Source organism: Westiellopsis prolifica IICB1 (assembly GCF_004323185.1).
Classification (GTDB): Bacteria; Cyanobacteriota; Cyanobacteriia; order Cyanobacteriales; family Nostocaceae; genus Pelatocladus; species Pelatocladus prolificus_A.
Map to the genome: position 1 here is coordinate 1524983 of NZ_NAPS01000002.1, position 26521 is coordinate 1551503.

The window sequence follows — 26521 nt, forward strand, 5'->3', positions numbered from 1 at the left end:
TTCAACTCTAAAATTTCGCCTTTCACATCAACGGTGATTTTCTTAGAAAGATCACCGTTTGCAACAGCTGTTGTCACAGCAGCAATGTTGCGGACTTGTGCTGTTAAGGAACCCGCCATAAAGTTAACGCTGTCTGTTAAATCTTTCCAAGTCCCCGCAACACCTTTAACGTCTGCTTGCACACCGAGTTTTCCTTCCGATCCGACTTCTCTCGCAACCCGTGTGACTTCACTTGCAAAAGAGTTGAGTTGATCCACCATTATATTGATGGTGTTTTTCAGCTCCAGAATTTCCCCTTTCACCTGCACAGTAATTTTTTTAGAAAGATCACCATTGGCGATCGCTGTTGCAACCTCTGCAATACTCCGCACTTGGTCTGTGAGATTACCCGCCATCATATTTACTGCACCGGTTAAATCTTGCCAAGTCCCCGCAACACCTTTAACTTCTGCTTGGACGCCGAGTTTACCTTCGGTTCCTACTTCTCTCGCAACTCGCGTCACTTCACTGGCAAAAGAACTAAGTTGATCTACCATCGTGTTGATGGTGTTTTTCAACTCTAGAATTTCGCCTTTCACATCAACGGTAATTTTTTTAGAAAGATCACCGTTTGCAACAGCAGTAGTGACATCAGCAATGTTCCGCACCTGTGCTGTTAAGGAACCCGCCATAAAATTAACGCTATCAGTTAAATCTTTCCAAGTTCCCGCAACACCTCTCACCTCCGCTTGCACACCGAGTTTACCCTCTGCACCCACTTCTCTCGCCACCCGCGTCACTTCCCCAGCAAAGGAGTTGAGTTGATCGACCATTGTGTTGATGGTGTTTTTCAACTCGCGAATTTCACCTTTAACATCGACGGTAATTTTTTTAGAAAGATCACCATTCGCAACAGCTGTGGTAACTTCGGCAATATTTCTTACCTGTGCTGTTAACGAACCCGCCATAAAGTTGACGCTATCAGTTAAATCTTTCCAAGTCCCACCCACACCTTTGACTTCTGCTTGAACACCGAGTTTACCTTCAGTTCCCACTTCTCTTGCAACTCGTGTTACTTCAGATGCAAAAGAATTGAGTTGATCCACCATGATGTTCACGGTGTTTTTCAACTCTAAAATTTCACCTTTGACATCGACGGTGATTTTCTTAGAAAGATCACCATTCGCAACAGCTGTAGTCACTTCAGCAATATTACGGACTTGGGCTGTTAAATTCCCTGCCATCAAGTTGACGCTATCAGTTAAATCTTTCCAAGTACCAGCCACCCCTGGGACTTCTGCTTGGACGCCGAGTTTACCTTCAGTTCCCACTTCCCTCGCCACCCGCGTCACTTCGCTGGCGAACCCATTCAACTGACCCACCATGGTGTTTACCATTTGGGCTGTTTGGAGAAATTCTCCCTTGAGGGGTCTACCGTCCATCTCTGGCGCGATCGTTTGGGAAAGATCACCATTTGCCACTGCTCGGATCACACGCGCTGTTTCCGCAGTCGGCTGGACTAAATCGGTAATGAGTGTATTGACAGAATCAACACAGCTAGACCATCCACCCCGCATGTTGCCCAGAGTTGCACGCTCACTAATTTTGCCGTCTTTACCAACAACATTACCAATGCGCTGTAGCTCTGCTGTTAGTCGCTCATTTTGATCAATAATATCGTTGAGTGTATCAGCAATCTTTCCTGCCATTCCAGTTTGATCAATAGGCATCCGTGCCGAAAAGTCGCCTTTCTTGACTGCTGATAGTGTTCTGAGCAGTTGTTTTAAATCTAAATTGTCGCTTTCTTTGGTTAACTGTTCAGTGGCCATACGGATGCCTATAAAATAGATTATACTTTTTTGTGGTTGCCTGCTACTAGTTTCAATTACACTTTGCTGACATTGCTAAAGATATATCAACCAAATAGTTAGGCTACAGGAAACTTGGCTCTTCGTCCACTGGCTATGCAGACTTGGATGTATAGACTATAACGAAATTTAGAAAAATCGCGATCAAGCAATAGAGATAAATCTATCTAAGGTATGATTAATTTTTATAAAGTTTGAAATTGGGCATTATACCTGTACCAGACGCGATATATCGCGTCTGGTACAAAATTTATGTGTATCGTGATTAATGTGAAATGGTATAAGACGGTGTTTGAGTCCGTTTTAACGTTAAATCGCCCGTGAGAATTTTTGCTCTTGTGTGAGGCGATGAGCATCAAAATTGACGGCAATATTTCTTACTAATAATCTACCAATTTCTGTAATTCCAATTTCATTTTTGGATAGGCTGACTAATCCATCTGATTCCAAAAGTTGTAATGCTGCTAATTCTTGAGCAAAATACTCATCAAAACAGATGTGATACTTATCCTCAATTTCTTGTTTATCCAGTTTGGCATGAGACATCAGCCGCATAATCACATCTCGTCTGAGAATATCATCTGCATTTAACTTAATACCTTTACCAATGGGTAAAATATCCTCATTAATTGCTTGATAATAATCACGCAATCGCTTGTGATTCTGGGCATAGGCATCTTCTAGCATACTCACGGATGTGGCACCAAAACCAAAAAGTTCTGCTTGCGCCCAAGTGGTATAACCTTGGAAATTACGCTTGAGTGTATAATTACGTTGAGCGATCGCTAATTCATCATGAGGTTTGGCAAAATGATCCATCCCGATGAACAGATATTTATTACTAGTTAACTCTTCAATCGTCATTTTCAAAATCTCTAATTTCTCCTCTGGTGCTGGTAGCGCATCCTTAGCAATTTTTTTCTGGATTGATTTTACCCACGGTACATAGGCAAAATTAAAGACTGCGATCCGATCAGGATCTAACTCGATTGTTTTTTTAATTGTCTGGTGAAAGCTTTGATAAGTTTGATACGGTAGACCATAAATTAAGTCTACATTCACACTTTGAAACCCTGCTTCTCTAATCCAGTCCATTACTTCAAATAGGTTTTTTTCTGGATGGACGCGATTGATAGCTGCTTGCACTTGGGGATTAAAATCTTGAATCCCAAAACTAATGCGATTAAAACCAATCTCTTTGAGAAAGAAAATGTATTCCTTATCAACGTAGCGGGGATTGATTTCGAGAGAGATTTCTGCTTGGGGTTCGAAGCGGAAGTGACGAGTAATATTATTCCAGAGATTTTCTACCTGTCCTAAACTTAAATAATTTGGTGTTCCGCCACCCCAATGCATTTGTACTGCTTGTCTATTTGTATCAATTAAAGATGCTGTGCGCTTGATTTCTCGCTCTAGATATTCTAGATAATTTTTGGCAATATTTTTGTTATTAGAAATAACTACATTGCAGCCGCAGAAATAACAAGCACTCTGACAAAAGGGAATATGAAAATACAAAGATAAAGGCGTCTTTCTTTGATTTGAACAAGCTATTGCATCCTCAAATTCCGATGCTGTAAATGCTGCGTTCAATTCTGTAGCGGGTGGGTAACTCGTATATCTGGGTGTGGGAATATCGTACTTTTTGATGATATCTATGTCGAACTTCACACCAGGAATTTGCAAAACCATCGAATTTTTTCCAATCACTAAGGGTATATGGGTATAGATTTCAGAGGTTATTTATAAAGTAAAAATCAAATCACTGTAGGGTATGTTAGGCGCTTTTATAATGTTTTTCGTGAAAAATTTAGCTCATAAAAGTGCTTAACGCATCGCCAATAACTGGTGTGTTAGGCTGAAGCCATAACACAACGGCAATAAAGCGGGAGGAACATCCACGCCGCTTTTTGCCTCCCCTACTTAAGATTTACTTTATAAATAGTCTCTCAGTGTTCAATTGATAACTACTTCCGTGCTACCAGTGTTATGACCACGTGTTAGGGAATTAAACAAAACTTGTCCAATTGCTTGAATTAAATTTCCTTCTAGTTCTTGAGCCATTTTCATATTGAAACCGAAGGAATTATTTGCTTCTGCAACAATTTTTTCGGCTGTAGCATCGTCAATAGTTAATGTGTCTAATGCTTGACGATACTTGTCTTTAAAAGCTTTTTTGTCTGGAATTTGGTCAAAATTATAAAAAGACGTACCTTGATAACCTTCTAACTTTAAGACTGACTGAGCAATTTTTTGTAACATTTGACCACCAGAAAGATCCCCCATGTAGCGGGTGTATGCGTGTCCGATTAATAACTCAGGTGCAGTTGCAGATAATTCTCGAATTCGAGCAATATAACTTTGAGCAACGGGAGATGGTTGTACACAAGTTCGCCAGTCTTTCCCATAGTAAAATTCCATATCTTTCTCTAAAGCAGCTTGGCGATTTAGTTCTGGGAAATAAATACCGCTGACTATGGGATGAGTTCGATGTTTTTCTATTTCTGTTTCGAGTTGGCTGTAGACATAATACAAGTTACCTAAAAACTTGCCAAAGCAGCTTCTATCTACAACCCCTTTGAGAAAACACTTCATAAATCCAACATTTTCTGCTGCTGTATGGGATTTTTGGGTTCCGGTACGAAGTTTAATCGCTAGATTGTTACTCATTGTTTTTTCCTTCATCTCAAAACGCAAGCTGATATTTACCAGTTCACTGTCAACGCCAGCGTTGAAGAGTTATTATTCAGGTTGATGAAAGGATCTGCATCATGACCATCAGCTAATCACACCACCGATGCAGACCCAAGCCATGTTGATTTCTACCAAAATCATTTAACTATTTAATCACTGGATAACCATATAACTATTTATATTTTTTCATATTTCTCTGATTTTAGATGCATGTGAATCTAAATTTTGTTTGTCAACTAGATATTTGAAATTTGTCACAAAAATTATTTTTGAAATTACTTTAAATAAATTAGCTAAATCATAAATTTAGTTATATGTAGATGGCGATCGCTCAGTTATAGCAAATTAAGGATTTTTGTAAATTTTCCGACACCCCTACACCGTAAACCCTACTTTCTAACCCCTATATTCGCTACCGTAATTAGAAGTACCATCTGGAGAGCAACCTTGCCTGATTCTATTCAACATGCCCAATCACGGCTAGAGTTTATTCCCCAACGCTTCAACCCTGTTGTACTCCGTCTTGCCCAGTGGTTGCTGCCTATTTTGCTACGATTTCGGCTCAGACCCTGGCTACCATCTGGTATTTCTCGCATTCAAGTTAAGAATGCAGAAACTTTAGCTCAGTTATATCAACAATTCCAAGCTGGAAAAGTGCGCTTTTTGATGGCATTTCGTCATCCAGAGGTAGACGATCCACTATGTATGTTATACCTATTGTCGCGAGCAGTACCACGGATGGCGCGTCAGCAAGGAATTTTCCTACAATACCCGATTCATTCGCACTTCATTTATGAACGGGGAATGTTATTGTGGGCAGGAGATTGGCTAGGTTGGTTTTTCTCGAATTTGGGGGGAACTCCCATTCGCCGGGGTAAGCGACTGGATAAGCAAGGTATTCAAAATGCGCGAAATTTGTTTGCTAACGGAAAAATGCCGATCGCAGTTGCTCCCGAAGGTGCTACCAATGGACATAGTGGGATTATTAGCCCTTTAGAACCTGGGGTGGCTCAATTTGGGTTTTGGTGTGTAGAAGATTTGCACAAAGCCAAGCGTTCAGAAGAAGTTTTGATTGTGCCAATTACGATTCAGTATAGTTATGTAAAACCGCCTTGGGCAAAATTAAATTGGCTGTTGAGTCAATTAGAAGCTGACTGTGGTTTACCAGTGCAGACTATAGAAACATCTAATGTCCCTAATCCTGAAGAGATTTACTATCAACGCCTGTTACCACTTGCGGAACATTTGTTAACACAGATGGAAGGATTTTATCAGCGCTTTTATCATCAGGATTTACCTGCAATTAATCATGATGGTGATATTGATGCTGAAGCGATCGCCAATCCCAATCAAATGTTAATCGCTAGACTTCGTCGCCTACAAGAAATCGCTTTGCAAGTTGCCGAGCAATATTTTGGATTACAATCACAAGGAAATTTTATTGACCGTTGTCGCCGTTTAGAGGAAGCGGGTTGGAGTTATATTTACAGAGATGATGTACCAGATATCAATACTTTGTCACCCTTCCAACGGGGATTAGCAGACTGGGTAGCAGCAGAAGCAGAACTGCGAATGCGACATATGCGTTTAGTAGAAACTTTTGCAGCAGTTACTGGGACTTATGTCAAGGAAAAACCCAGTGCCGAAAGATTTGCAGAAACAGCACTACTGATATTTGATCTGACTGCTCGGATCAAAAATAATACAAAACTACCAGGGCGTCCCCGTTTGGGTTGGCGACAGGCGCTAATTACAGTCGGTGAACCAATCTCAGTGACACAACGTTGGGCAAAATATCAAAGCGATCGCCATGCAGCCAGAGTTGGGGTGAATGAGTTGACAAAAGAACTGTATCAAGTTTTAGAACAATTAATTAAGGCATAACGTGTTGCAGCTATATCAAGTTGTATTTGGATGCTTGTATATAGCTGTCAATGTGAACCGATACGGCTTCTTTAGAGCAAAGACAAGAATTCTTCAACACTAAGGTCAACATCTCGAATAATAGCTCGCAGTGTACCTTTAGCCAATTCTTGATGATCTGGAACAACAATTTGAGCAAACGGTTTATCCCTTCGCATAATGATGTGACTACTTTCTCTACGTTTTTGATAGAAACCAATTTTTTCTAAAACTTTGATACACTCTTTCCCCAAAATACTAGGCAACTTACTCACACGACTACCAAGAATGTTTCAAAGTTGTCTTCTGGTACAGATAAGCCATCTTCTTCTAGAGCGGTAACATAGCCTGCAATAGCTTCCTTGATGTTTGACAGAGCCTCTTCTTTAGTTTTTCCCTGGCTATTACATCCCTTTAAACTTGGACACTCCGCAATCCAGTAACCATCTTCATCTTTATATAAGATTACTTGTCTTGTATGCTGGCTCATCTCTACAAACCATATAGTCGTTTCTCATTTTACCTTTGAATCATAGGTGTATGTTGACTTGGATTAATTACAGTTTTGACTATTTGCTTTCACTGGTCGTCTTCCCCACGGCTTGAGAACCGAAATCGCAATGATGATAGAAAGAAAAAGAGCCTGAATTATACTTCCAATCAACACACCTTTCGCATCAAAGTTATATATTGGACTATTTAAAGCTTGTAACCCTTCTTGAGCCGCTAGTTTTTCAGCGGTGTTACCCCAGGGAAATAACCAAAATGTTCCAAAAATGATCAATCCAGTTGTCAGTATCCACTTAGTAATTACCCAGTAAAACTTAGTAAATCCATAATTGGTCATCCAGCACAGAAATGTTGCGCTCAAAACTGAACCAATTGCAGAGGGAATCACAATGTAGTCATCGAGCAGATTAATCGCTGAGTTGAGGGCGTAGAGTACCTCTGCATGAGTTGATTTTGTATTTCTCAATGAGAGAAGAAACATACTTAAGACGGTTCCTGTCCAAAGGGCTGCAAAACCAATATGCGCGGACAACAACCAGTTTTTCTGTCTGATGCTCAACTTTGGCATTTTTCTTTTATGGTGTGACACATAAGATTCATGTAGTGATAATTAATATATTAAGTAATTTGCATAGAGTCAACTTCCAAAGCTTAAAATTGCTAGATTAGGTTTTGAACAATTTGATCTAATATCTTCAAAACTGCTTCCTGGTCTGCTTCTGGAATGTTTGTGGTTGCTTTGTCAATTGTTTGTGCGCCGATTGAGGGTAGGACTTTCATCAGTCGTTTTCCTTCGTCAGTGAGCCAGATGCGGACAATGCGACGATCATCGCGATCGCGCTCTCGCTGGACAAGCTTACGATCCTCCATTCGATCAACCACTCCAGTTAACGTTGCGCCCAACTGCTTCAACTTGTCAGCGATTCCAGTCGTTGAAAGACCATCTTCTTCCCACAGACAACATAAAACAAGGTAGTGAAACGGGGTCAATCCATAAGGTTCTAGCCGCTCTAGGAAATCCCGATACATCAACTGAGATGCAAGTTTTAGCTTGTACCCCAAATTGTAAGGGGCTAGAGCATATCGCCATTGCTGAAGAAAATCAGAATTTGAGGATGAACTAGGCATTTCAAAACAAGATGAATCGCTAATTAACTATTCTATGCTCTGACAATGAATGGTAGAAGCAAACGTCGAATTCAAGAAAAAAGTTAGAACAATTAATTACACATTTTTCAAGCTGTTCCCCGTTAAGAGTTCCCTCTTCCCTGATCTCCAGGAATTAACTTAATTTTGCCTAACCACTTAACTATTTACTAATGGGTACATTAGGCAAGCGACTCCACTCATTCCATGAACCATCATAGTTCCGCACATTTGGATAGCCGAGTAAGTATTTCAAGACAAACCAAGTGCAGGCTGATCGCCCACCAATTGCACAGTAGGGAAACACTTCCTTGTCAGATGTAACACCATTGCTATTGTAGAGCGTCTGTAATTCATCTAATGATTTGAAAGTTCCATCTTCGTTCAGTGTGAGTATATGTTCAATATGAACTGAACCTGGAATGTGTCCTGCGCGTTCCGTCTCTTCTGGTGGATTCATCAAAAAGTGTTCTCCACGGTATTCTTGAATAGTCCGAACATCCAATAACACACGATCAGTTTGACCAATGGATGCGTGAATTTCTTCAGACAATACCCGCAGACTGGCATCAAGTGGTTTTGCATGGTACTGTGTTGGTGCAAAATTCGATAATTCTGTTGTCACTGGACGACTTTGCGACATCCACTTTTGATGTCCACCGTTCAAAACTCGGACATCGTGATGTCCAAACAATTTTAACAGCCAGAAGATCCAAGCTCCTGTTCCAGGGTAGCTGCCATAGGCAACAATAGTTGTTTCATTGGTAATACCAGAGCGTGAAAGCAGTTTCTCTATCGCAGTCGCATCCAGATTGATGCGGAGATCAGGTAGAAGCAGATCAGTGAAGATATTCCAAAAAACTGCACCAGGAATGTGATTATTTTTGTATGGCTCTGGACTCGTATCAACTTCTACTACGCGGATGTTGGGATCGTTGAGATGATTAGCCAACCATTGTATATCAATTAAAACTTCAGGATGAGCATAATCAGCCATAAAGTTACTCCTGAAAATAGTGTGAACTCGGTTAATGGATGAACAATTGCCAATCGAAGAGGAGTAGTTCATCACAGATAAACCGGATAAAGTTAGGTTGCTAACTTTGCAAAAACGCTGAAGCTAGATTAAATTTGGCTACTCAGTTTCGTATAGACCTTGATCGAGTACACTTTGCTCTCGTAGCGATCGCAAAACCGAACAGTAAGAATCATGAAAACTTCTTTACAAGCTTTACTTCAAGCGATCGCTCAAGCTCATAATCAACAAGAAACGAGTCATCAGGATGATCCGGCCTTTAATACAGACAATTTGACGGATCTAAACGCACCATGCCTACATTATTGTACACGACTAGCAGCGCTGCGTTCAAATACAACGGTCTAATTCTGATAACACAATTAATAAGTTACTTGTAACCGACTCAAAAGATATTCTCCTGCAAGAATAGGCGCATAAATTGGAGGATATTCTCTGCAACAACTATCAAGACAAACAATTTCTGTATCGTCGTTGGGATGACAGAAAAACGCTATAGAAAACCGTGATTACTTCAGTCTGTCATCATTAGGAATCATCACCCGGTGTTTGGTTGAACAAAACATATGGTTTGTCCAGCGCTGCATTAAATCACCAGTATTGACTACCACTGTTCCAGGAATTGCTGGTGCTGCAATCCACTCTCCCGATGCTGTTTGCACTTCCAAACCACCAACTTCATCTTGAAACAGCAAGGTGATACTACCGTAATCAGAATGTTCACCCGCACGGACTTGTCCGGTTTGGGGTGCTTGTTCGATGGGTGGATAATGTAGTAGTCGTAAAGTATGATTTTGTTGGTTGTGGTTATTGGCAAAAAAATCTTCTGGTAGTTGTAGAGCTAAAGCAAATGCTTGCAAGACTTTATTTGCAAGTTCTGTACAAACTTGATAAAAAGTAAGAATACTTGAGTTTTGTGCAGGAGAATAGGAAGATAAATTTTGTCTATCTCCATCTTCTTGTTTCCCCACATTAAATGCTTCTTTCAAATCACCCGGTTTATTAGGATCAAGGCGTTCTCTCTCGATACCAACATAACCTTGATTGTTGTGTTCATCACTCCAAGCAAACTGTTGCTTAATTTCTAAGGGGAAGTTGAAAAAATCTTGGCTATGTGTAAATACTTCCTCAATTAAATCTTGAGATATACCATGATTTTGCAAGTACATAAAGCCTATTTGATGACAGGCTTGATAGATTTTTTGAGTGATATGTTCTCGCTCTATAGCATTACCATTGGTAAAAAGATAAAAATCAATTACTGGAATATTAATCATATCGATGGTTTTATTTAATAAAATTTGCTCTCACATATTATTGATCAAATCAAAATAAAATTATCGTAATAGTAGTAGGGTGTGTTATACTATTTTACAAAAAATATGATACAAATACAGACCCTGTAGAGACGCGATATATCGCGTCTGGTGCAAAATTTATGTGTATCGTGATTAACGTGAAATGGTATAACACATCATAAAAAATAGGTGCGTTAGCCTTCGGCATAACACACCCTACATTTAAGTAGATATTTAGGAAATTCTTAATAACTAGTAGTTAGAGATTCAGGACTAACCACTAACTAAATTACACATTAAACCGGAATAACATCACATCGCCTTCCTTGACAACATATTCTTTTCCTTCACTGCGAACTAAGCCTTTTTCCTTTGCAGCATTCATCGAACCAGATGCTACTAAATCATCGTAAGCAACAGTTTCAGCGCGAATAAATCCGCGTTCAAAGTCACTGTGAATTACACCTGCTGCTTGTGGTGCTGACATTCCGGCTGTGATTGTCCAAGCGCGGGTTTCTTTTTCACCAGATGTGAAATAAGTACGCAATCCTAACAGCGTGTAGGTGGCACGAATTAGTGATTTTAAACCACCTTCTTCTACACCCAAAGAAGCAAGGAAATCTGCTCTTTCTTCATCTGATAATTCGATTAATTCTGCTTCGACTTGGGCAGAAACTATTACGACTTGGGCATTTTCATTTGCCGCAATTTCTCTAACTTTTTCAACAAATTCATTACCTGTTGCTAATTCATCTTCCGAGACATTAGCAGCATAAATAATTGGTTTTGAGGTCAGTAATCCTAATAATTTAATTACTGCGGCTTCTTCTTCTGTTAAAGTAATTTGCCTTACTGATTTACCTTCGTTTAACGCGGTAGCTAATTTTTCCAATACTGTCAATTCAAACTGTGCTTCTTTGCTAGTACGGGCTTGTTTTTTCGTGCGTTCAATGCGACGTTCGATTTGTGCTAAATCAGCTAAAGCTAATTCTAAATTAATTGTCTCAATATCCCGCGCTGGGTCAACGGAACCAGCAACGTGAATAATGTCATCATTTTCAAAACAACGTACCACGTGAACGATCGCATCAACTTCGCGGATATGAGACAAAAATTGATTACCCAGTCCCTCACCCTGACTTGCACCTTTGACTAAACCGGCTATATCCACGAACTCAACGCGGGCCGGGATAATTTGTACCGAATTGGAAATCTTGCTTAAAACATTTAACCGTTCGTCTGGTACTGCAACAACACCGACATTCGGTTCTATTGTACAAAAAGGAAAGTTAGCAGCTTCTGCTTTAGCATTAGCTACTAAAGCATTAAATAACGTAGATTTTCCAACGTTGGGAAGTCCGACAATCCCGGCTCTCAGCATGTTAGATTTTGGATTTGAAGTTAAAACTAGACGAAATCAATTTTAAACAGGTTCGGGGATTGTTTGTGGTATTGTTCCTGGAACTGTTTGAGGAATTGGACCAGGTACAGTTTGTGGTATGGGTGCTGGTACGGTTTCAGGAACAGGGTCTGGTATGGGGTGGGGAACCGTTGGTCCTGGTGTTGGTTCAACTGGAGGTACAGGATTTGGTTCTGGGTTAGGAATTGGTGGTTCGTTAGGTTGAGGTTCAGAAATCAGATTAATCATGATAATTCTTTTCTAAAGATTTAACTTTTCTAACCTAGATGACAATCATCATTACTGACATCTTCCTATCTGGCTACATCTAACAGAAACCACAAAAAACTAATTTTACCTGATAAATGCTCAATCAAAATCAAACACCTTTATTAGACACCTTAAAAAGGTGTGCTGAACGTCCACACACACCTTTTTACACCCCAGGACATAAACGAGGTGTAGGAATTTCTCAGAAAATAGCTCATATTTTTGGTCAAACTGTATTTCGCAACGATTTACCAGAATTAACAGAGTTGGATAATTTGTTTGCACCAGCAGGGGTGATCCAACAAGCACAAGAATTAGCAGCAGAAGCATTTGGTGCATCACAAACATGGTTTCTTGTCAATGGTTCTACTTGTGGAATCGAAGCAGCAATTCTGGCTACCTGCGGCATTGGCGATAAAATTATACTGCCGCGCAATGTTCATTCTTCAGTAATCGCAGGATTAATTCTCTCTGGTGCTATACCAATTTTTGTCAATCCAGAATACGACCCCATTTTAGATATTGCTCATAGTATCACTCCCAGCACAGTAGCAGCAGCACTCGCACAACATCCCGACGCCAAAGCCGTGATCATGGTTTATCCTACATACTACGGGGTGTGTGGAGATGTAAAGGCGATCGCACAAATTACCCACCAATACAATATCCCTTTACTGGTAGACGAAGCTCACGGCGCCCACTTTGCTTTTCATCCCCAACTACCCACCCCGGCTTTAAAAGCAGGTGCTGATTTATCTGTACAATCGATTCATAAAACATTGGGTGCGATGACTCAAGCGTCAATGCTGCATATCCAAGGTGAAAGAATAGATCGCGATCGCCTCAACAAAGCTTTGCAGTTAGTACAATCTACCAGTCCCAGTTATTTACTTTTAGCTTCATTAGATGCAGCCCGTCAGCAAATAGCGCTGTATGGTAAAGAGTTAATGTCTCGCACATTGCAACTTGCCGAGGAGGCGAGAACTAGAATTGCAAAAATTCCCGGATTATCTGTATTGAACCCCCTCCCCGCAAGCGAGGTGGGGTCATTTGGTTTTATCGCCCTCGACCCAACACGTTTAACTGTGACTGTTTCTGATTTAGGTTTGACAGGGTTTACCGCCGAAGAGATTCTCGACCAACAGCTAGGTGTGACAGCAGAATTTGCTTCTTTGCAACATCTCACTTTTATTATCAGTTTGGGTAATACTCAAGAAGATATCGAGCAGTTAGTGCAAGCTTTTACTCAACTTACCAAGATGACCTCACCCCCTAGCCCCCTCTCCTATAAAGGAGAGGGGGAGAAAATATGGGATGATATTTTTAGTATGGGAAATTCTGTGCGTATATCGCCTCGTGAAGCTTTTTTTGCTGCGACAGAAGCATTACCAATCCTAGAAACTACTGGACGTATTTGTGCTGAAATCGTCTGTCCTTATCCTCCTGGTATTCCTGTGTTGATGCCGGGAGAAGTGATTACTCAACCTGCGTTGGAATATTTGCAACAAATTCAGGCAATGGGCGGATTTATTAGCGGTTGCGCGGATAGTAGCTTCAGTACAATTACGGTTGTCAAGGCTAAATTTTGAGCAAGTATTTCAACAAAATTGAAGAACCAAGTAAAAGAAAGGATGAGTTAATTTTTCCAGGTCGATGCATTAGCAATGTAAGGCGATACATTAACAATGTAAGCCGATACATTAACAATGTAAGCCGATACATTAGCAATGTAAGCTGATACATTAACAATGTAAGCCGATACATTAACAATTCAGGTCGATGCATTAGCAATGCAGGTCGATGCATTAGCAATGCAGGTCGAAGATAAAACTCTTTAACCCTTCTTTTATACCCTTAAGGTAATTCTTTTCTACGTCGTCCACTTTTGTCTTTGGGATCAAAATGAAGCATGACTGGGATATGTCTGACATGAAAGGGCTGACCTGATCTTTGATGTCTATGAGTTGAGATAAAAGCTAGGCTTCTCATTTTGCAAGGTATGACACTATAATTTGGCAAATTTTTTTTAAGTAAATAATTTTGCCACTTTTCCATAATTGAGCTTGCATCTTCATCAGAGATATAAATTAATAAACCACCATTTGCTTGATTAGAATCACCGCTTGAGTATCTTGTAGTGAGTTGTTGGAACCCTTCCCATAAATAATTGTTGTCCCTATATTTTTTGGCTTCTCCAAGCCACACAAAATCGCTTGTCCTAACAGCAAGGTCAACATGACCACCAATTTTCGGTTCATGTGATGCATCATACCCTAAATTACACAATAGATTCACGATCTCTATAGTCAATCGATCTTCTGTGTCCTTCTGGCGTAGTTCTGGGTTTTCTTGAATTTGATAGATTACTTTATCTATGTCTTTATAAAAAATTTTGATGAAATTATTTTCAAATCCTAAATTCTCTGCCTCATCGGCTTGCTGATAAATTTCATAGTTGTAAAATTGACAGCGCGACTGAATAGCAGCAATTACCCAAGATGATTGCTCTCCTGCTTCAGTTGAAAGTAGTGTGACTAATTCAGGTAGGTAGCCAGCCATTGCTTCGTGTGCAATTTTTGTCAGGACTATTGCTACTCTGTTAGAGAAATACAAATCTGTATGCTTATAGTCATTAATATTTTTCAGGATTGAGAGCAATGGTAAAAATATCGACAAATTATCTAGAGAAGCGAGGAAAACGAGAGTATCGATAACCTTATTGCTAGACGATATTTTGCTAGAATCTTGCAGTAATTCAATTAACTCTGGTACTACTTCTTGTTTTCCAAGTTTTCCTAATGGAACAGCCACTGCTTTTACACCTTTGTGTAATGACTCAAACAGCTCGTTAATAACTTCCTCAGTATTGAAGTGTCCTAATGCATCGGCTACCTGCTCTCGAATGTCTATGATGCTATGTTCAAAAATCCATTGTCCAATAGCCTCATTATCACCAAGCGATGTTAGTAACTCATGAGTCATTCCACGAATAATAAATTTCCTATGCTCGTCCAAATTTAAAGGTATTTCAATACTTGCACAGGAGTCATCTGAAGGATAATAGCGCCGTAATGCTTTGAGGAGTTCTGGAATCGCTTCTTGACAATTAAAATAAGCTAGTGAAATTGCAGCGCTTCTGCGAACAGCGTAATCTGGATCTTGGAGTGACGATCGCAGTGTAGGGATTACTTTATCATTCTCGATCATGCCGAGAACTTCAGCCGCAGTTTTTCGGATACTTCGATGATGTTCATCTGACAATCCTTCTGACAAAATTGGAATAGCTGCACTACTGCGAAGCTTGCCCAGAACAACAGCAGCACACCATCTAATATCCCTATCTAGATTGTCCAAGTGAGAAATTAGATTATCTATGGCGTTTACTCGCTCGTATTGTATTAGAGTTTTTGCAGCCTCCTCCCGAATAGATAAATCCGGGCTTTTTATCAGATTCGTTAAAGCTGATACTGCCTCATCTGTATCAAATAATCCTAAAGCATCGATAATAGCTTTATGAATTTCTGAGTCTTGCTCACAGTTTAATCTCTGAATCAATTTAGACGGAGCATCTGAGTTCCTTAGCTTAAATAGTAATTCTGAGACCTGAATAATGCGATTTGGATCTTTGCTGGTTTCTAAAATTTCTAATGACTCTTCTACACTAAATTCTGGATCAAACTTTGCCAAGAAATCGCTGATTATAGGTTGATTAAAAAAGTTGCTAAAACTTGGAGGTTCACGAAAAAAATTACGTAGTTTTAAGACGGCATCTTCTTGAGAAAGCCTTCCTAATGCCTCAATAATTTCTACTTCTAATGACATTGTCCTTTCAGATAAAATCCTAGAGCCGTTTTCTTCAGGAATCCATCTGTCTAGCTCCGATAGCATCTGAAGCAATGCCGGTATCGCTTCTCGATATCCCAGAAAACTTATCCAAGCAAGAGCTTTTCGAGCAATATCTAGATTTGGGTTTTTCAGGAATTGTTGTAACTGTGGTAGCACTAATTTAGAGCGCGTCCTTCCCAAAAGCTCAACTCTCAGCCAATCTGAAACTTGTGCTTTATTGGATAAATTAGCTGCACTCACTAATCCAACAGTTTGCTCCTGAAATTGGGGCTTCACCTCTCCTGCGAGTCGCGCCCCTAACATCAAATCCACATCCAGCGCTAACTCTATTAATTTTTTCGCCTGGGTTTCAGTTATCTCCGGTAGCCCAAGCATGATAGCAATTGGTTCTGTCCATTTTAGGTAATTCAAATAATGATGTTGAAATCTCTTGTCACTGTTCTCATATTTCAGAAAATCAGACAGTTTACGACGAAGCGATTCTGCCACATAATACTCCTGAAGTAATTGGTGACAAAATTCAATATTACTTTTACCCCGACGCTCTACAACGAGATGATGTCGAATTAAATTATTCAATAATGCTTCTGACCCTAAAATTTCGATTGCAGTTGTTCTGGAAATAACAAAATTTTCGGGTCTTTCATCTGTTAGCATTTCGGATGCTAGATCCTCCAGTTTAGAAGAACATTTCTCGCATTCCTCATCCGATAACCGTCCTTGTTGGTAGAGTTTGTCTTGGTAAAGTCGGACAAATTCGCGAAAAGCTTCTCCTAAACTAAAGCTTTCTAATTGAGAGGATGAATTGACTTTCTGACAGATTTCAGCCAGCATCCACATTACAAAAGGAGTGTAATCTGCTTGCTGTGCGCGATTAAGCCATGCTTGTAATTTTTGTCGATCGCCTGCTGATACTCGTTCCTCAAGAAATCGCCGTCTATCTGCGGGTGAGATAGGTTGAATTTCCAGTTTTGTTTCAACGTCCAAATCCCGATAGCCTAAACCTCGCGTCGTCAAGACGATGGGAATTTGCCTTTTATGACATCTATCCCGAAATCTATTTAGATCAGCGATTGCTTCCTTGGAAGTCAATTCGTTCAAGCCATCTATTAACAGGATGAAACGCCGATCTGTAAACAGGTACTGCTTCAAATCTGTAAGTGTCAGAGACAAATCCCAACTTTCTTCAAACTCTTGCTTAATTAGATGCAGAATACCCGATTCATTATCTGTGGAGATTTTATAAGTTTTTAACTCAATCAGAACAGGAATTTTGGCTGACTCATCTGTTAATGCTTTTTTCGCCTGTTTTAGCAAGTATCGAATCAGCGTTTTTGTTTTTCCTGCTCCTGGTCGTCCAACCAACAAGACATGTTTTGTGTCAGCAACATATTGATGAAGTGCTTCGATTACAGGTAGTGGGGAAGTTGGATTAGAAGGGTTTTCAGATGAAGTCCCTCTACTTTGCTGAGGTTTCAACTCCTTTACCTGTAGATCAAAGTCAAACGGATCTGACTGTTCGCGCTCTGTATCAGTTAAAGCACTATGTGTCCACCATTTTGTGTAGTCACAAAACGAACAGATGCTTTGCAGATAGTGTTGAAACTCGTTAGAGGCGATCATCTGAGAGTAAAATTACAATATTCTTATCTATGATAGGCGGGCTATCCGATACAGTGCGATCGCGATGCTGAATTGCCAGAATCCAGTGTTTGCAGCTTTGCAACCTATTAGCGTCAAAGCTCTTTGCTGTTGACACTTGCCAACATCCCCATTGGATAGGCGATGAAATGAATTGCTGTTTCAGCTAATTTGTCACCGACGACAGATGATTAGTCGCTGTATAAAGTAAAATGGACGTAACTGGATTCGAACCAGTGACCTCTACGATGTCAACGTAGCGCTCTAACCAACTGAGCTATACGTCCGCACTTTTGTGACTATAACATAAATTTTTTACTCAAAGCAAGTTTTACAAATAATTTACTCAAGTGATTTCTGAGCGATAATTCTTCCCAGGATGCAAAAAGGCGGATAAATCCTGTTTTGAAACTGAGGACTGACGCAATTCGTTACAATAAAACTATCTATTGAAATACTTTTATTTGAATTGCCACAATCTTTTAGTTGGGTATCAAGTGATTATGCGCCAAAAAGTCTTAGCCTGGTTAGCTGAGAATGTTCCAAATTCCCGGATGAACCACATTCTCAGGGTAGAAAAAATGGCTGTGGAGTTAGCTGAAAATTATCATCTGGATCGAGAAAAAGCTGCCACGGCTGGGCTAATGCATGATTTGGCAAAATATTTTCAACCTCAAAAACTTTTGGAGATGGCAGAAGTTGCAGGATTGGAAATAGACGAGGTTTTAGCAGCATCACCCCATCTGTTACATGCAGATGTGAGTGCGATCGTTGCCAAAGACACTTTTAGTGTACAAGATGAAGAAATATTACAAGCGATCGCCAATCACACTTTGGGTAGACCAGGCATGGGTCAACTATCTTGTATCGTATTTTTAGCAGATACTCTGGAACCAGGGCGGGGTGACTCTGCTCAATTACAAGCTTTAAGAAAAACAAGTTTTGAAAATCTCGAACGGGCTGTTTGGCTAACCTGTGATTACACTTTTAAATTTTTACTGGAAAGCCCTAGTTTAATTCATCCGCGGGCGATCGCCACCCGTAATTGGTTTATGCAAAAGTCAAGAACTAAACAAGCAATTCTGTCAACAACTGTATAGACTTCCGTTTTTTTGTTAGTATTCAAAAAAACCAGCTCGTGTACAGTTGCAATTAAATGATCATTTGTCAGTAGTTGTAAAAATTATCAAGACACAAGGAAGCAGCTGAGGTTTAATGTCTGATTATTTCCAAGCCAACTTTCCATTCCAATCACTTACTGTTAAAAAAGGTGTAGCAGGGGCTACACGAATTGATAGCAACGATAGCAGTACAAATGTAGTCACCACCATTGCTGAAGCAGCATCAGACCGGAAAGCAGGTGACATTTTAGTACTTAAAGTCACAGATGTATCTTATCTAGCAGACTACTTTGCATTTATGACGGGCTATTCCAGAGTACAGGTCAGAGCGATCGCCCAGGCGGTCGAAGACCAAGTACAACAAGAATGGCAAAGATCTCCCTTACGAATAGAAGGGAAATCCGAAGGAAGTTGGGTAGTACTAGATTACGGCGATGTAATTGTCCATATTATGATGCCAAAAGAGCGTGAGTTTTATAATTTAGAAGCATTTTGGGGTCATGCAGAACGTGTCGAGTTTCCAACATCCGACCATGGTGGGGGTAAATCAACATGATCAAATCTTCAATCTCCAACTGCCCGGTTCCTAGTGATCAACAACCACTCAACGAGTATGAAGAGTTAAAATCTTCTTGGTTATTTAGTGATTGCACCTTAAACTGGCGTGACTACATCACAAAAATAGCTTGGATTTGGGGATTGTCTTGGCTAGTAGCAGCGCCAATAGCAGCAGCAAGCTTTACTCCACACAAGTACACAATTCAATTTATTCTTTGTGGTGCAGCGGGAGGAAGTGTCGGTGTAATACTGGCACTGCTACGCTTATACTTGGGCTGGTCTTATGTACGCGATCGCCTTGCTAGTCCAATCATTTTTTATGAAGAATCGGGATGGTACGACGGTCAAACCTGGACAAAACCACTGGAAATATTAAACCGCGATCGCTTGATAGTCAGCTATGAAATTAAACCTATCATCAAACGGTTACAAATTACCTTTGCTGGCTTGGCTGTGTCCTTCGTTGTTGGTACGATAGTTTGGCAGTTAGTTTAAATAGTCATTTGTCATTTGTCCTTTGTCATCTGTCCAAAGTAAATTGCCAATGACTAATGACTAATGACTAATGACCAATGACAATTGTACAGACGCGATTTATCGCGTCTAATGACTTATAACAAAATCACCATAGATAACAACCCATGACAATGGGAAAACGAACCCAAGCTGCCACATTAGAAGTTAGATTACTGCGCGAAGGCATTATAGAATCAAAGCATATAGTCCAAGCTGTCGTATGCGACGAACGGGGACGAGTGCTGTCGGTTGCTGGGAATGCTGAAACCGCCACTTTTGTCCGTTCAGCCCTCAAACCATTTCAGGCTCTAGCTGTCACTACAACAGGGACATTAGAACGTTATGATTTGAGCGATCGCGACTTAGCAATAATCATTAGTTCCCATAAAGGCACAATTCAGCAAGTTAGGCAAGTATTTAATATTCTCTGGCGGGCTGATATTGATCCATCGGCTTTACAGTGTCCAACTCCCGAAGGCAAGCGTAGCCCTTTAGAATATAACTGCTCTGGTAAACACGCCGGAATGTTAGCTGTGTGTCAGCAATGCAATTGGTCAATGAACAACTACTTGCAGCGTAAACACCCTGTACAGCAGTTAATTATTACCAAAGTAGCAGAATTGCTAAAAATGCCAGCGGAAGAATTTATTAGCGCTCATGATGACTGTGGCGCTCCTACCTATCTCATGCAACTCGCACAAATGGGATACTTATATGCTCAACTAGCTTGTCGCAGTAATTTAGATATGGAGCGGATAGTCCGAGCCATGACTCACCACCCCGCAATGGTAGCAGGAGACGGAGAATTTGACACAGAACTGATGCGTCTAACTCCAGGAGAACTAGTAAGTAAATCTGGTGCTGAAGGAGTGCAATGCATTAGTAGACTTGGTGAAGGCATGGGACTAGCAATTAAAGTCATAGATGGAGCCAAGCGAGCAAAATATGCTGCTGCAATTCACTTGCTGCAACAGATGGGGTGGATTAGTCCTAGTGTTGCCCAAGCCTTATCAGAAAAATTTATGAACCTCGGTAAATACAAGCGTTTAGAAGTAATTGGAGAATTATCTTTTTTGTAGTTGCACATTTTTCAAATATAGTGTTATATTAGGGAAGACAAAGCGACGCGGGATAGAGCAGCCTGGTAGCTCGTCGGGCTCATAACCCGAAGGTCAGTGGTTCAAATCCACTTCCCGCCACCAAATCTAAACCCCTGCAATTCTTATAGATTGTAGGGGTTTTAGTTTATGGGCGTCTATGGATTTTGGATTGACCCCACTTAATACCGTTCACTTTTATGTTGATACAAATGGGCTGCAAGGGTGCAGGGTGCAGGGGGAAAGAATTAGAAACTAATCATTTGTATCAATGATTTCGGCGAACCCAGAAATGATTTCGGCGAACCCAGAAATGATTTCGGCGAACCCAGAAATGATTTCGGCGCATCCAGAAATGATTTCGGCGCATCAAAAAATGATTTCGGTGCATCAAAAAATGATTTCGGTGCATCAAAAAATGATTTCGCGCACCGAGACAAAACTCTGACACCAATTTCAAATTAATTATTTTCCAAGGTTTGATAGTGAATTTTTGCTCAATAGCTGTGGCTGAGAATTCTGAAGTGGACAAAGAACGCTCCAACAAATCCACAGATTCCTCCAAAATCAGCCCCAAATTATTCTGCAAAGACAACTCGGCTGTTTCTCCGTGACATTCATAACAACGCAAAATCCACTTTTGCGAATCATCTTCTGCTTGTTTAAATGCCATTAAGATTAAATTTTCTGCTGATAAATCTAGGAAACTTGCTTCTAGTTCATCTCCATTCACCAAAAGGGGAGGATTCGCGGGACACACTATTACTTGCAAAGGTACATTTAATTCATACCCCCGTCGGACTGTATGGGCTGATTTCCAATCACCAGCATGGGGATACAAAGCATAGGTGAATTCATGTATACCTCTATCAGCTTGAGGATCAGGCCAATTGGGACTTCTTAAAAGTGTTAGCCGTAATTGATTTGATTGAGCATCATAACCATACTTACAATCATTCAGCAAACTGATGCCGTAGGGATAGGGGATCGGGGATCGGGGATTCTCCAGAGGAGACGCTTCGCGAACGGGGATCGGGGATTCTCCAGAGGAGACGCTTCGCGAACGGGGATCGGGGATTCTCCAGAGGAGACGCTTCGCGAACGGGGATCGGGGATTTGTGAGAAGTTCTCCCTTGTCCCCCATGTCTCCCCTCTCCCCCATGTCCCTCCTCTCCTCCTTGTCTCCCCTCTCCTCCTTGTCTCCCCTCTCCCCCTTGTCTCCAATGTCCCCCATGTCTCCCCCTTCTGCTGTCAAATCTGCCCAACGCAGAGCGGGAACTTCCCATTTTGCTTGTTCTGCTGGAGTTTCGGGTTTGGTAGGGCGAGCAATTGCACCACAGGGAATTTCGTAGGTAGCAAAGTCTGCTTCAATATTAAGAGGAAAGGCTGCTTTCACTAATACATGCTCTTCTTGCCAATTTACTTTCATGGCAATTTTCAGTACAGATGAGCCTGTTGGCAGAATGTAATCACAGCAAAACTCTGATTGACCAAGTTGCTGTACCACACGTAGGCGGTATTGTACTAACCCTTGTTCTAGCCATTGGATAGATTTCAGAGTAGCTGGTGGTAGAGGATGCTGGGCATAATTGGGATCAATATTCCATGCATCCCAATATTGACCACTATCTTGAAAAGCTTGTAATAGATTTCCGCCTGCTTGATTGAGAACTTCTCTATGATTAACCTTGTCAAAAACACTCGCTAAATTACCAGTTTGTTCATCAATAATTACTCGCAAAAATTCATTTTCTAAAGTCAATCTTTCTGGCGAAATTTGTTCTTGCTTTTGCAAGCTTAATTTGGTATCTTCAGACTGGGTTATGTTATGTGCATTTTTGGATTGACAAAGACACAGCCAAAAAACACGGTAGCCTACAGGTGGAATATCCCTAGCTAAAAACAGCAGTGTGGAAGCTTCGCCCAACTGGAAAACGATTTGGTTTCCACAATGATCGTAAATCTGCCATTCCTGATTGGGTGCGGTGGTAGAGGGTAAATCAACGCTCACAACCTCAGAACGCTGCCAATTTAGGGAATTGAAGACAACCACAGGTAAACTATCCGGTTGTGGCGGTGTTGGGAAAGAAATTTGAGATGCGATCGCTCGCAAGGACTCTTCTAATATCTCCGTACCGACCTTTTCCACTTCTTGCCACTCAACTAAAGCATCCTCGTAGACTTCAGTAATCGAGGAACCAGGCAAAATGTCGTGAAACTGGTTAAACAAAACTCGCTTCCAAGCTGCTTCCAATTCCGCCTTTGGATAATTTATCCCACATTTGAGAGTGGCGATCGCAGCAAACAATTCTGCTTGATACAACAAATTCTCACAACGACGATTCCAACGTTTTTGATCGCCGTGGGTAGTATAACAACCACGATGGAATTCCAGGTAGAGTTCATCATTCCAGGTGGGGAGAGTGGTTGATGTTTGAGAATTAATCGTTGATTGCAGTTGCTGGAGGTACTTTTCAGCAGTCGTAAATTCTAACTGGGGAAATAGGGGGGATTTTTGCCAGCGTTGGGCAACTTCTAACATATCACGGGTGGGACCGCCGCCGTGGTCGCCGACACCGGGAAGCCAAAGCGAGTCCGTAAATCCAGTTTGAGTTTGCCATTCAATCGCATAATCAGCCATTTTCACAGGGTCGATACCTTCACCCACAGGCGCGGACATCAAACTCAGGATTTCGCTACCATCAGGAGAACACCACCAAAAAGCACCGTAAGGAAACTTTGTCGTATCATTCCACCGCAACTTTTGCGTCACAAAATACTCAATTCCAGACTGCTGCATAAACTGTGGCAAAGTCGCACAAAACCCAAAAGTATCAGGAACCCAAACTATACTCGCCAGCTTACCAAACTTTGCTTGCACATAGCGCTGACCATACAATAATTGCCGCACAATCGATTCACCAGCAATTAAATTTAATTCTGGTTCCACCCAAAAACCACCGACAATTTCCCAAAATCCCGCCGCAACCTTTTCTTGAATCGCCCTAAATAAATCCGGGCGATTTTCCTCCACCCAAGCATACAAAGCTGGCGTCGAATGACAAAAAACTAACTCCGGAAAATCTGACTGTAACCTTAAAACTGACTCAAAAGTACTCTGCGCCGCTTCCCAAGTTTCACTCACCCGCCATAGCCAAGCCATATCCAAATGAGCATGACCCAACAAATAAATTTTGGATTTTGGATTTTGGATTTTGGATTGAATCAACTTTTCTCTTAAAGAAAACAAAGAACTTTTCAAATTCTTGGCGTTCTTGGCGTCTTGGCGGTTCATCACCTCATCCACCACTACCGCCAAACTATCCAACCTTTCAGGCGCAAACTTTGTCAAAAAACACTGCGTCACCGCCAACTCATCAGCCACAAAACCAGGATCTTGACATTGCTCATCAGTTGATTCATAAACTAAAAGCGATCGCACCAACGCACCATCACAATGTCCCGGACTCAGCAAACGTATAGTTATAAAAAACTCTTCCCCTGGGGTCACCGCTTGACTAACTAAAATTCGAGGCGAACAATCAAACAAATCTCCTTCACCCACCAACTCCCCATTTACATAAATTTTCGCAGAATTAGCCCACCAAACCAACGCCAGCCGCAAAGACAAACCTTGGAGTACATAACCCTGCAAATCTTGGGGAATCACCAACTTCTGTGCTAACCATAAAACTTTTTCTCCCCCAGCCCAAGCAATATTTCCCTTAGAATTAATCTCAACAGGCGTCCACTCAGACAAGGAAGATGCACTCACATCAGTCACAGCCAAATCACCTGCAAAACAGCGCCAATTTGAGAGAATATTTTCTTGACAAAAAGAGCGCAATTTCTCAATTGCAGCTGAGATAATTTTGGTATTGGATGGCGATACAGGAGAAGTCATTCGATTTTGGATTTTGGATTTTGGATTGGCTCCACAGATAAATCTGCTTGCTCTGTACTATTAAAGATGTATCGTTCAATTACTAATTGTACAGACACGATGTTCCTCGCATCTACCCACTAATTGTACAGACGCGATTCATCGCGTCTCTATCTAAACAACTAACAACTAAATTCACTACCATGTCTTCTGCTTCCTCTGAACGCTATCAAAGCAGACTTTTTAACTTCGTTCACAAACAATCTCGACGTTGGAGTGAAGGAGTAGGGCGCACCTTTCGTCATCTACAAGTTGCTGCTAATTGGTCTTTAGAAGCACTAAGTTATTCCGTATTTACACTACTTCAAAAAGCGCGGGAATCAGCTGGGAAACAACTACACGCTACTAAACAGCAAACACCAAATCCACAATTACAGGCAAATTATACCGATTTCCAACCCGAAACACCGCCAGCACCTGATATTCCCATTCAGCAGCTGCTAGAAGTTGTGGAGAGTCTGCAAATTATATCAAGAGTCAAGATATCACCTAAAATTCAGGGAATCGCCTCACAATTGTGCGATCGCCAACTGATACTTGTTACATTAGAAAATGAAATTTTAAATATATTAACGCCCCAGCAACAACAAAAGCTAGAAGAGCGAATTATTACAGAAATTGCTAATTATTGGCGTCAATGGCGCTTAACTCAAGTTCAAGAAGAAACAACAAATCCAATTGCTGAAATCAATCGCTTACTGACAAAGTTAACTGGTAGTCATCACAAAAACACAACACCAGCACTACCATCTGGGAATACAAACCAAAATACAGAAGAATTATCTTTACTAAATACCACGCGATCGCTAGCTTTATTAGATGCAACTATTGCTAAGTTAGAGTCCAATGCTTTAGACCCAATTTCTCATAATAGCCGCGAACTCATCCAAATCTTGCAAACTCAGCTGCAAATATTTATTTATGGAAAAGAGCAAATAGCAACTAGTCAACAAACAACAGCCACTCTTGATCATTCCCAAAATCCAACCTCACAAATTCAAACTTTGATTTGGGGAGCAATCAACTTCTTTTTTGGAGAACGCCAGAGTAAAAAGTTAGAACAGACTAAATCTAAGAATCCAATTTCTCCAGATTTACTCATCAATCATCACAAAAAACAACTTCATCAATCTCAGAAATTACTGAAAACTGCCAAAATGCAAAGTAATGAATTAGTAGATTTGTGGTTGAGTGAAAGTGATGTCTTTGGTGATATTCAAGTTATAGGTAAATCTCCTGAACATTTAAATCAAAAAAATCATTTAGTTAGCAATTCTGCAATTTCAAACTCAGTCCTTCCTAACAGTCAAACAGCAAATAATCCTTTGCAAAGCTTGATTTATCGCCTGCAAAGTTTCACATTACAACCTAAAGGAAGATTAGTACAAAAGCACAGTCAAGCAAATAATCTAACTTCTACTCAAACACAAATAACCTCTCAAAAAATCTCTATTGCAGCACAAACAATATTTGCTATTTCTCAACCGCAACGCCAACAAACCACAGAAGTAGAAGCAAAACCAGACTGGATCGAAGCAAAAGCCAAAATCATTGGTTATGATAAACATCCATTAGAACAAATTCTCGCATGGTTAGATAGCATGATGTTGTGGCTAGAAAAAACGATTGTGAGATTATTTAAATTATTACAGCGTCTGTGGCGTGGAAAATAAATTAGTTAAATATTCATGAACAAC

The 26521-nt window shown here is 40.7% G+C and carries 20 protein-coding genes, 2 tRNA genes and 2 pseudogenes; 9 read left to right on the top strand and 15 right to left on the bottom strand.

The genetic code is table 11. The annotated features are described in order from the left end of the window. The 3 genes from B4U84_RS20875 to B4U84_RS20885 all read right to left on the bottom strand — a co-directional run. The coding region (locus B4U84_RS20875) for a HAMP domain-containing protein (RefSeq protein ID WP_131121022.1) at nt 1-1808 on the bottom strand (1808 nt) is incomplete at its 3' end. A gap of 348 nt (nt 1809-2156) precedes the next feature. Then, complete coding sequence (gene hemN, locus B4U84_RS20880; RefSeq protein ID WP_131120442.1) at nt 2157-3539, bottom strand: oxygen-independent coproporphyrinogen III oxidase; 1383 nt, start codon at nt 3537-3539, stop codon at nt 2157-2159. Between the two features lie 264 nt (nt 3540-3803). Further along, nucleotides 3804-4517, bottom strand: coding sequence for a biliverdin-producing heme oxygenase (locus tag B4U84_RS20885; protein ID WP_131120443.1), 714 nt, complete (start codon nt 4515-4517; stop codon nt 3804-3806). A gap of 471 nt (nt 4518-4988) precedes the next feature. On the opposite strand from B4U84_RS20885, the gene B4U84_RS20890 reads away from it, so the two are divergent. Continuing rightward, nucleotides 4989-6425 (top strand): lysophospholipid acyltransferase family protein, encoded by a 1437-nt coding sequence (locus tag B4U84_RS20890; RefSeq protein ID WP_131120444.1) that lies wholly within the window; start codon nt 4989-4991, stop codon nt 6423-6425. A gap of 71 nt (nt 6426-6496) precedes the next feature. On the opposite strand, the gene B4U84_RS20895 is transcribed toward B4U84_RS20890, so the two are convergent. The 5 genes from B4U84_RS20895 to B4U84_RS20915 form a co-directional block, all read right to left on the bottom strand. Beyond that, the gene (locus tag B4U84_RS20895; RefSeq protein WP_131120445.1) at nt 6497-6718 is read right to left on the bottom strand and encodes a type II toxin-antitoxin system HicA family toxin; all 222 of its coding nucleotides are present in this window, start codon (nt 6716-6718) and stop codon (nt 6497-6499) included. Next, complete coding sequence (locus B4U84_RS20900; RefSeq protein ID WP_131120446.1) at nt 6715-6933, bottom strand: type II toxin-antitoxin system HicB family antitoxin; 219 nt, start codon at nt 6931-6933, stop codon at nt 6715-6717. The genes B4U84_RS20895 and B4U84_RS20900 overlap by 4 nt, the downstream gene beginning before the upstream one ends. A 63-nt stretch (nt 6934-6996) precedes the next feature. Continuing rightward, nucleotides 6997-7521: a hypothetical protein gene (locus B4U84_RS20905; protein WP_131120447.1), complete on the bottom strand. Its 525-nt coding sequence runs from the start codon at nt 7519-7521 to the stop codon at nt 6997-6999. 92 nt (nt 7522-7613) lie between these two features. After that, nucleotides 7614-8081 (bottom strand): MarR family winged helix-turn-helix transcriptional regulator, encoded by a 468-nt coding sequence (locus B4U84_RS20910; protein ID WP_017311084.1) that lies wholly within the window; start codon nt 8079-8081, stop codon nt 7614-7616. 181 nt (nt 8082-8262) lie between these two features. Further along, nucleotides 8263-9096 carry a sulfurtransferase gene (locus tag B4U84_RS20915; protein ID WP_131120448.1) on the bottom strand — a complete coding sequence of 278 codons (834 nt, stop codon included), beginning with the start codon at nt 9094-9096 and terminating at the stop codon, nt 8263-8265. Nucleotides 9097-9309: 213 nt separating this feature from the next. Here B4U84_RS20915 and B4U84_RS30735 point away from each other — a divergent pair, with 213 nt between their 5' ends. After that, nucleotides 9310-9483 carry a hypothetical protein gene (locus B4U84_RS30735; protein WP_017311086.1) on the top strand — a complete coding sequence of 58 codons (174 nt, stop codon included), beginning with the start codon at nt 9310-9312 and terminating at the stop codon, nt 9481-9483. A gap of 14 nt (nt 9484-9497) precedes the next feature. Here B4U84_RS30735 and B4U84_RS20920 read toward each other — a convergent pair. The 3 genes and pseudogenes from B4U84_RS20920 to B4U84_RS20930 all read right to left on the bottom strand — a co-directional run bounded on the left by B4U84_RS20920 (nt 9498) and on the right by B4U84_RS20930 (nt 12081). Further along, nucleotides 9498-10412 (bottom strand): annotated as a pseudogene (locus B4U84_RS20920) (isopenicillin N synthase family dioxygenase). A 310-nt stretch (nt 10413-10722) separates the two neighbouring features. After that, a complete protein-coding gene (gene ychF / locus B4U84_RS20925; protein ID WP_017311088.1) occupies nt 10723-11814 on the bottom strand; it encodes a redox-regulated ATPase YchF in 1092 nt (363 codons plus the stop codon). A gap of 42 nt (nt 11815-11856) precedes the next feature. After that, on the bottom strand, nt 11857-12081 hold the full coding sequence (locus B4U84_RS20930) for a hypothetical protein (protein ID WP_131120449.1): 225 nt from the start codon (nt 12079-12081) through the stop codon (nt 11857-11859). 116 nt (nt 12082-12197) lie between these two features. Between B4U84_RS20930 and B4U84_RS20935 the strand changes: the two genes are divergently transcribed. Beyond that, nucleotides 12198-13691 carry an aminotransferase class I/II-fold pyridoxal phosphate-dependent enzyme gene (locus tag B4U84_RS20935; RefSeq protein ID WP_131120450.1) on the top strand — a complete coding sequence of 498 codons (1494 nt, stop codon included), beginning with the start codon at nt 12198-12200 and terminating at the stop codon, nt 13689-13691. Between the two features lie 265 nt (nt 13692-13956). Here B4U84_RS20935 and B4U84_RS20940 read toward each other — a convergent pair whose 3' ends face one another. The 3 genes from B4U84_RS20940 to B4U84_RS20945 all read right to left on the bottom strand — a co-directional run bounded on the left by B4U84_RS20940 (nt 13957) and on the right by B4U84_RS20945 (nt 17876). Then, on the bottom strand, nt 13957-17427 hold the full coding sequence (locus tag B4U84_RS20940) for a HEAT repeat domain-containing protein (protein ID WP_165490327.1): 3471 nt from the start codon (nt 17425-17427) through the stop codon (nt 13957-13959). Nucleotides 17428-17557: 130 nt separating this feature from the next. Next, nucleotides 17558-17707: a hypothetical protein gene (locus tag B4U84_RS30740; RefSeq protein WP_165490328.1), complete on the bottom strand. Its 150-nt coding sequence runs from the start codon at nt 17705-17707 to the stop codon at nt 17558-17560. 95 nt (nt 17708-17802) lie between these two features. Next, nucleotides 17803-17876, bottom strand: a tRNA-Val gene (locus tag B4U84_RS20945). Between the two features lie 216 nt (nt 17877-18092). Between B4U84_RS20945 and yqeK the strand changes: the two genes are divergently transcribed. From yqeK to B4U84_RS20970, 5 genes are all read left to right on the top strand, one after another. Continuing rightward, a complete protein-coding gene (gene yqeK / locus B4U84_RS20950; protein ID WP_131120452.1) occupies nt 18093-18689 on the top strand; it encodes a bis(5'-nucleosyl)-tetraphosphatase (symmetrical) YqeK in 597 nt (198 codons plus the stop codon). A 115-nt stretch (nt 18690-18804) separates the two neighbouring features. Then, the gene (gene rsfS, locus B4U84_RS20955) at nt 18805-19266 is read left to right on the top strand and encodes a ribosome silencing factor (protein WP_017311092.1); all 462 of its coding nucleotides are present in this window, start codon (nt 18805-18807) and stop codon (nt 19264-19266) included. Further along, nucleotides 19263-19763 (top strand): CGLD27 family protein, encoded by a 501-nt coding sequence (locus B4U84_RS20960; RefSeq protein WP_131120453.1) that lies wholly within the window; start codon nt 19263-19265, stop codon nt 19761-19763. Before rsfS ends, B4U84_RS20960 begins: the two co-directional genes overlap by 4 nt. A 146-nt stretch (nt 19764-19909) precedes the next feature. Next, entirely contained in the window at nt 19910-20863 is a 954-nt protein-coding gene (locus B4U84_RS20965; protein ID WP_026081940.1) for an asparaginase, read from the top strand. A gap of 46 nt (nt 20864-20909) precedes the next feature. After that, nucleotides 20910-20986 (top strand) — tRNA-Met (locus tag B4U84_RS20970). A 346-nt stretch (nt 20987-21332) separates the two neighbouring features. On the opposite strand, the pseudogene B4U84_RS20975 reads toward B4U84_RS20970, so the two are convergent. Further along, nucleotides 21333-24785, bottom strand: a pseudogene (locus B4U84_RS20975) (alpha-mannosidase); the annotation flags it as partial. 182 nt (nt 24786-24967) lie between these two features. Here B4U84_RS20975 and B4U84_RS20980 point away from each other — a divergent pair. Next, complete coding sequence (locus tag B4U84_RS20980) at nt 24968-26497, top strand: hypothetical protein (protein ID WP_131120454.1); 1530 nt, start codon at nt 24968-24970, stop codon at nt 26495-26497. Nucleotides 26498-26521: the final 24 nt, after the last annotated feature.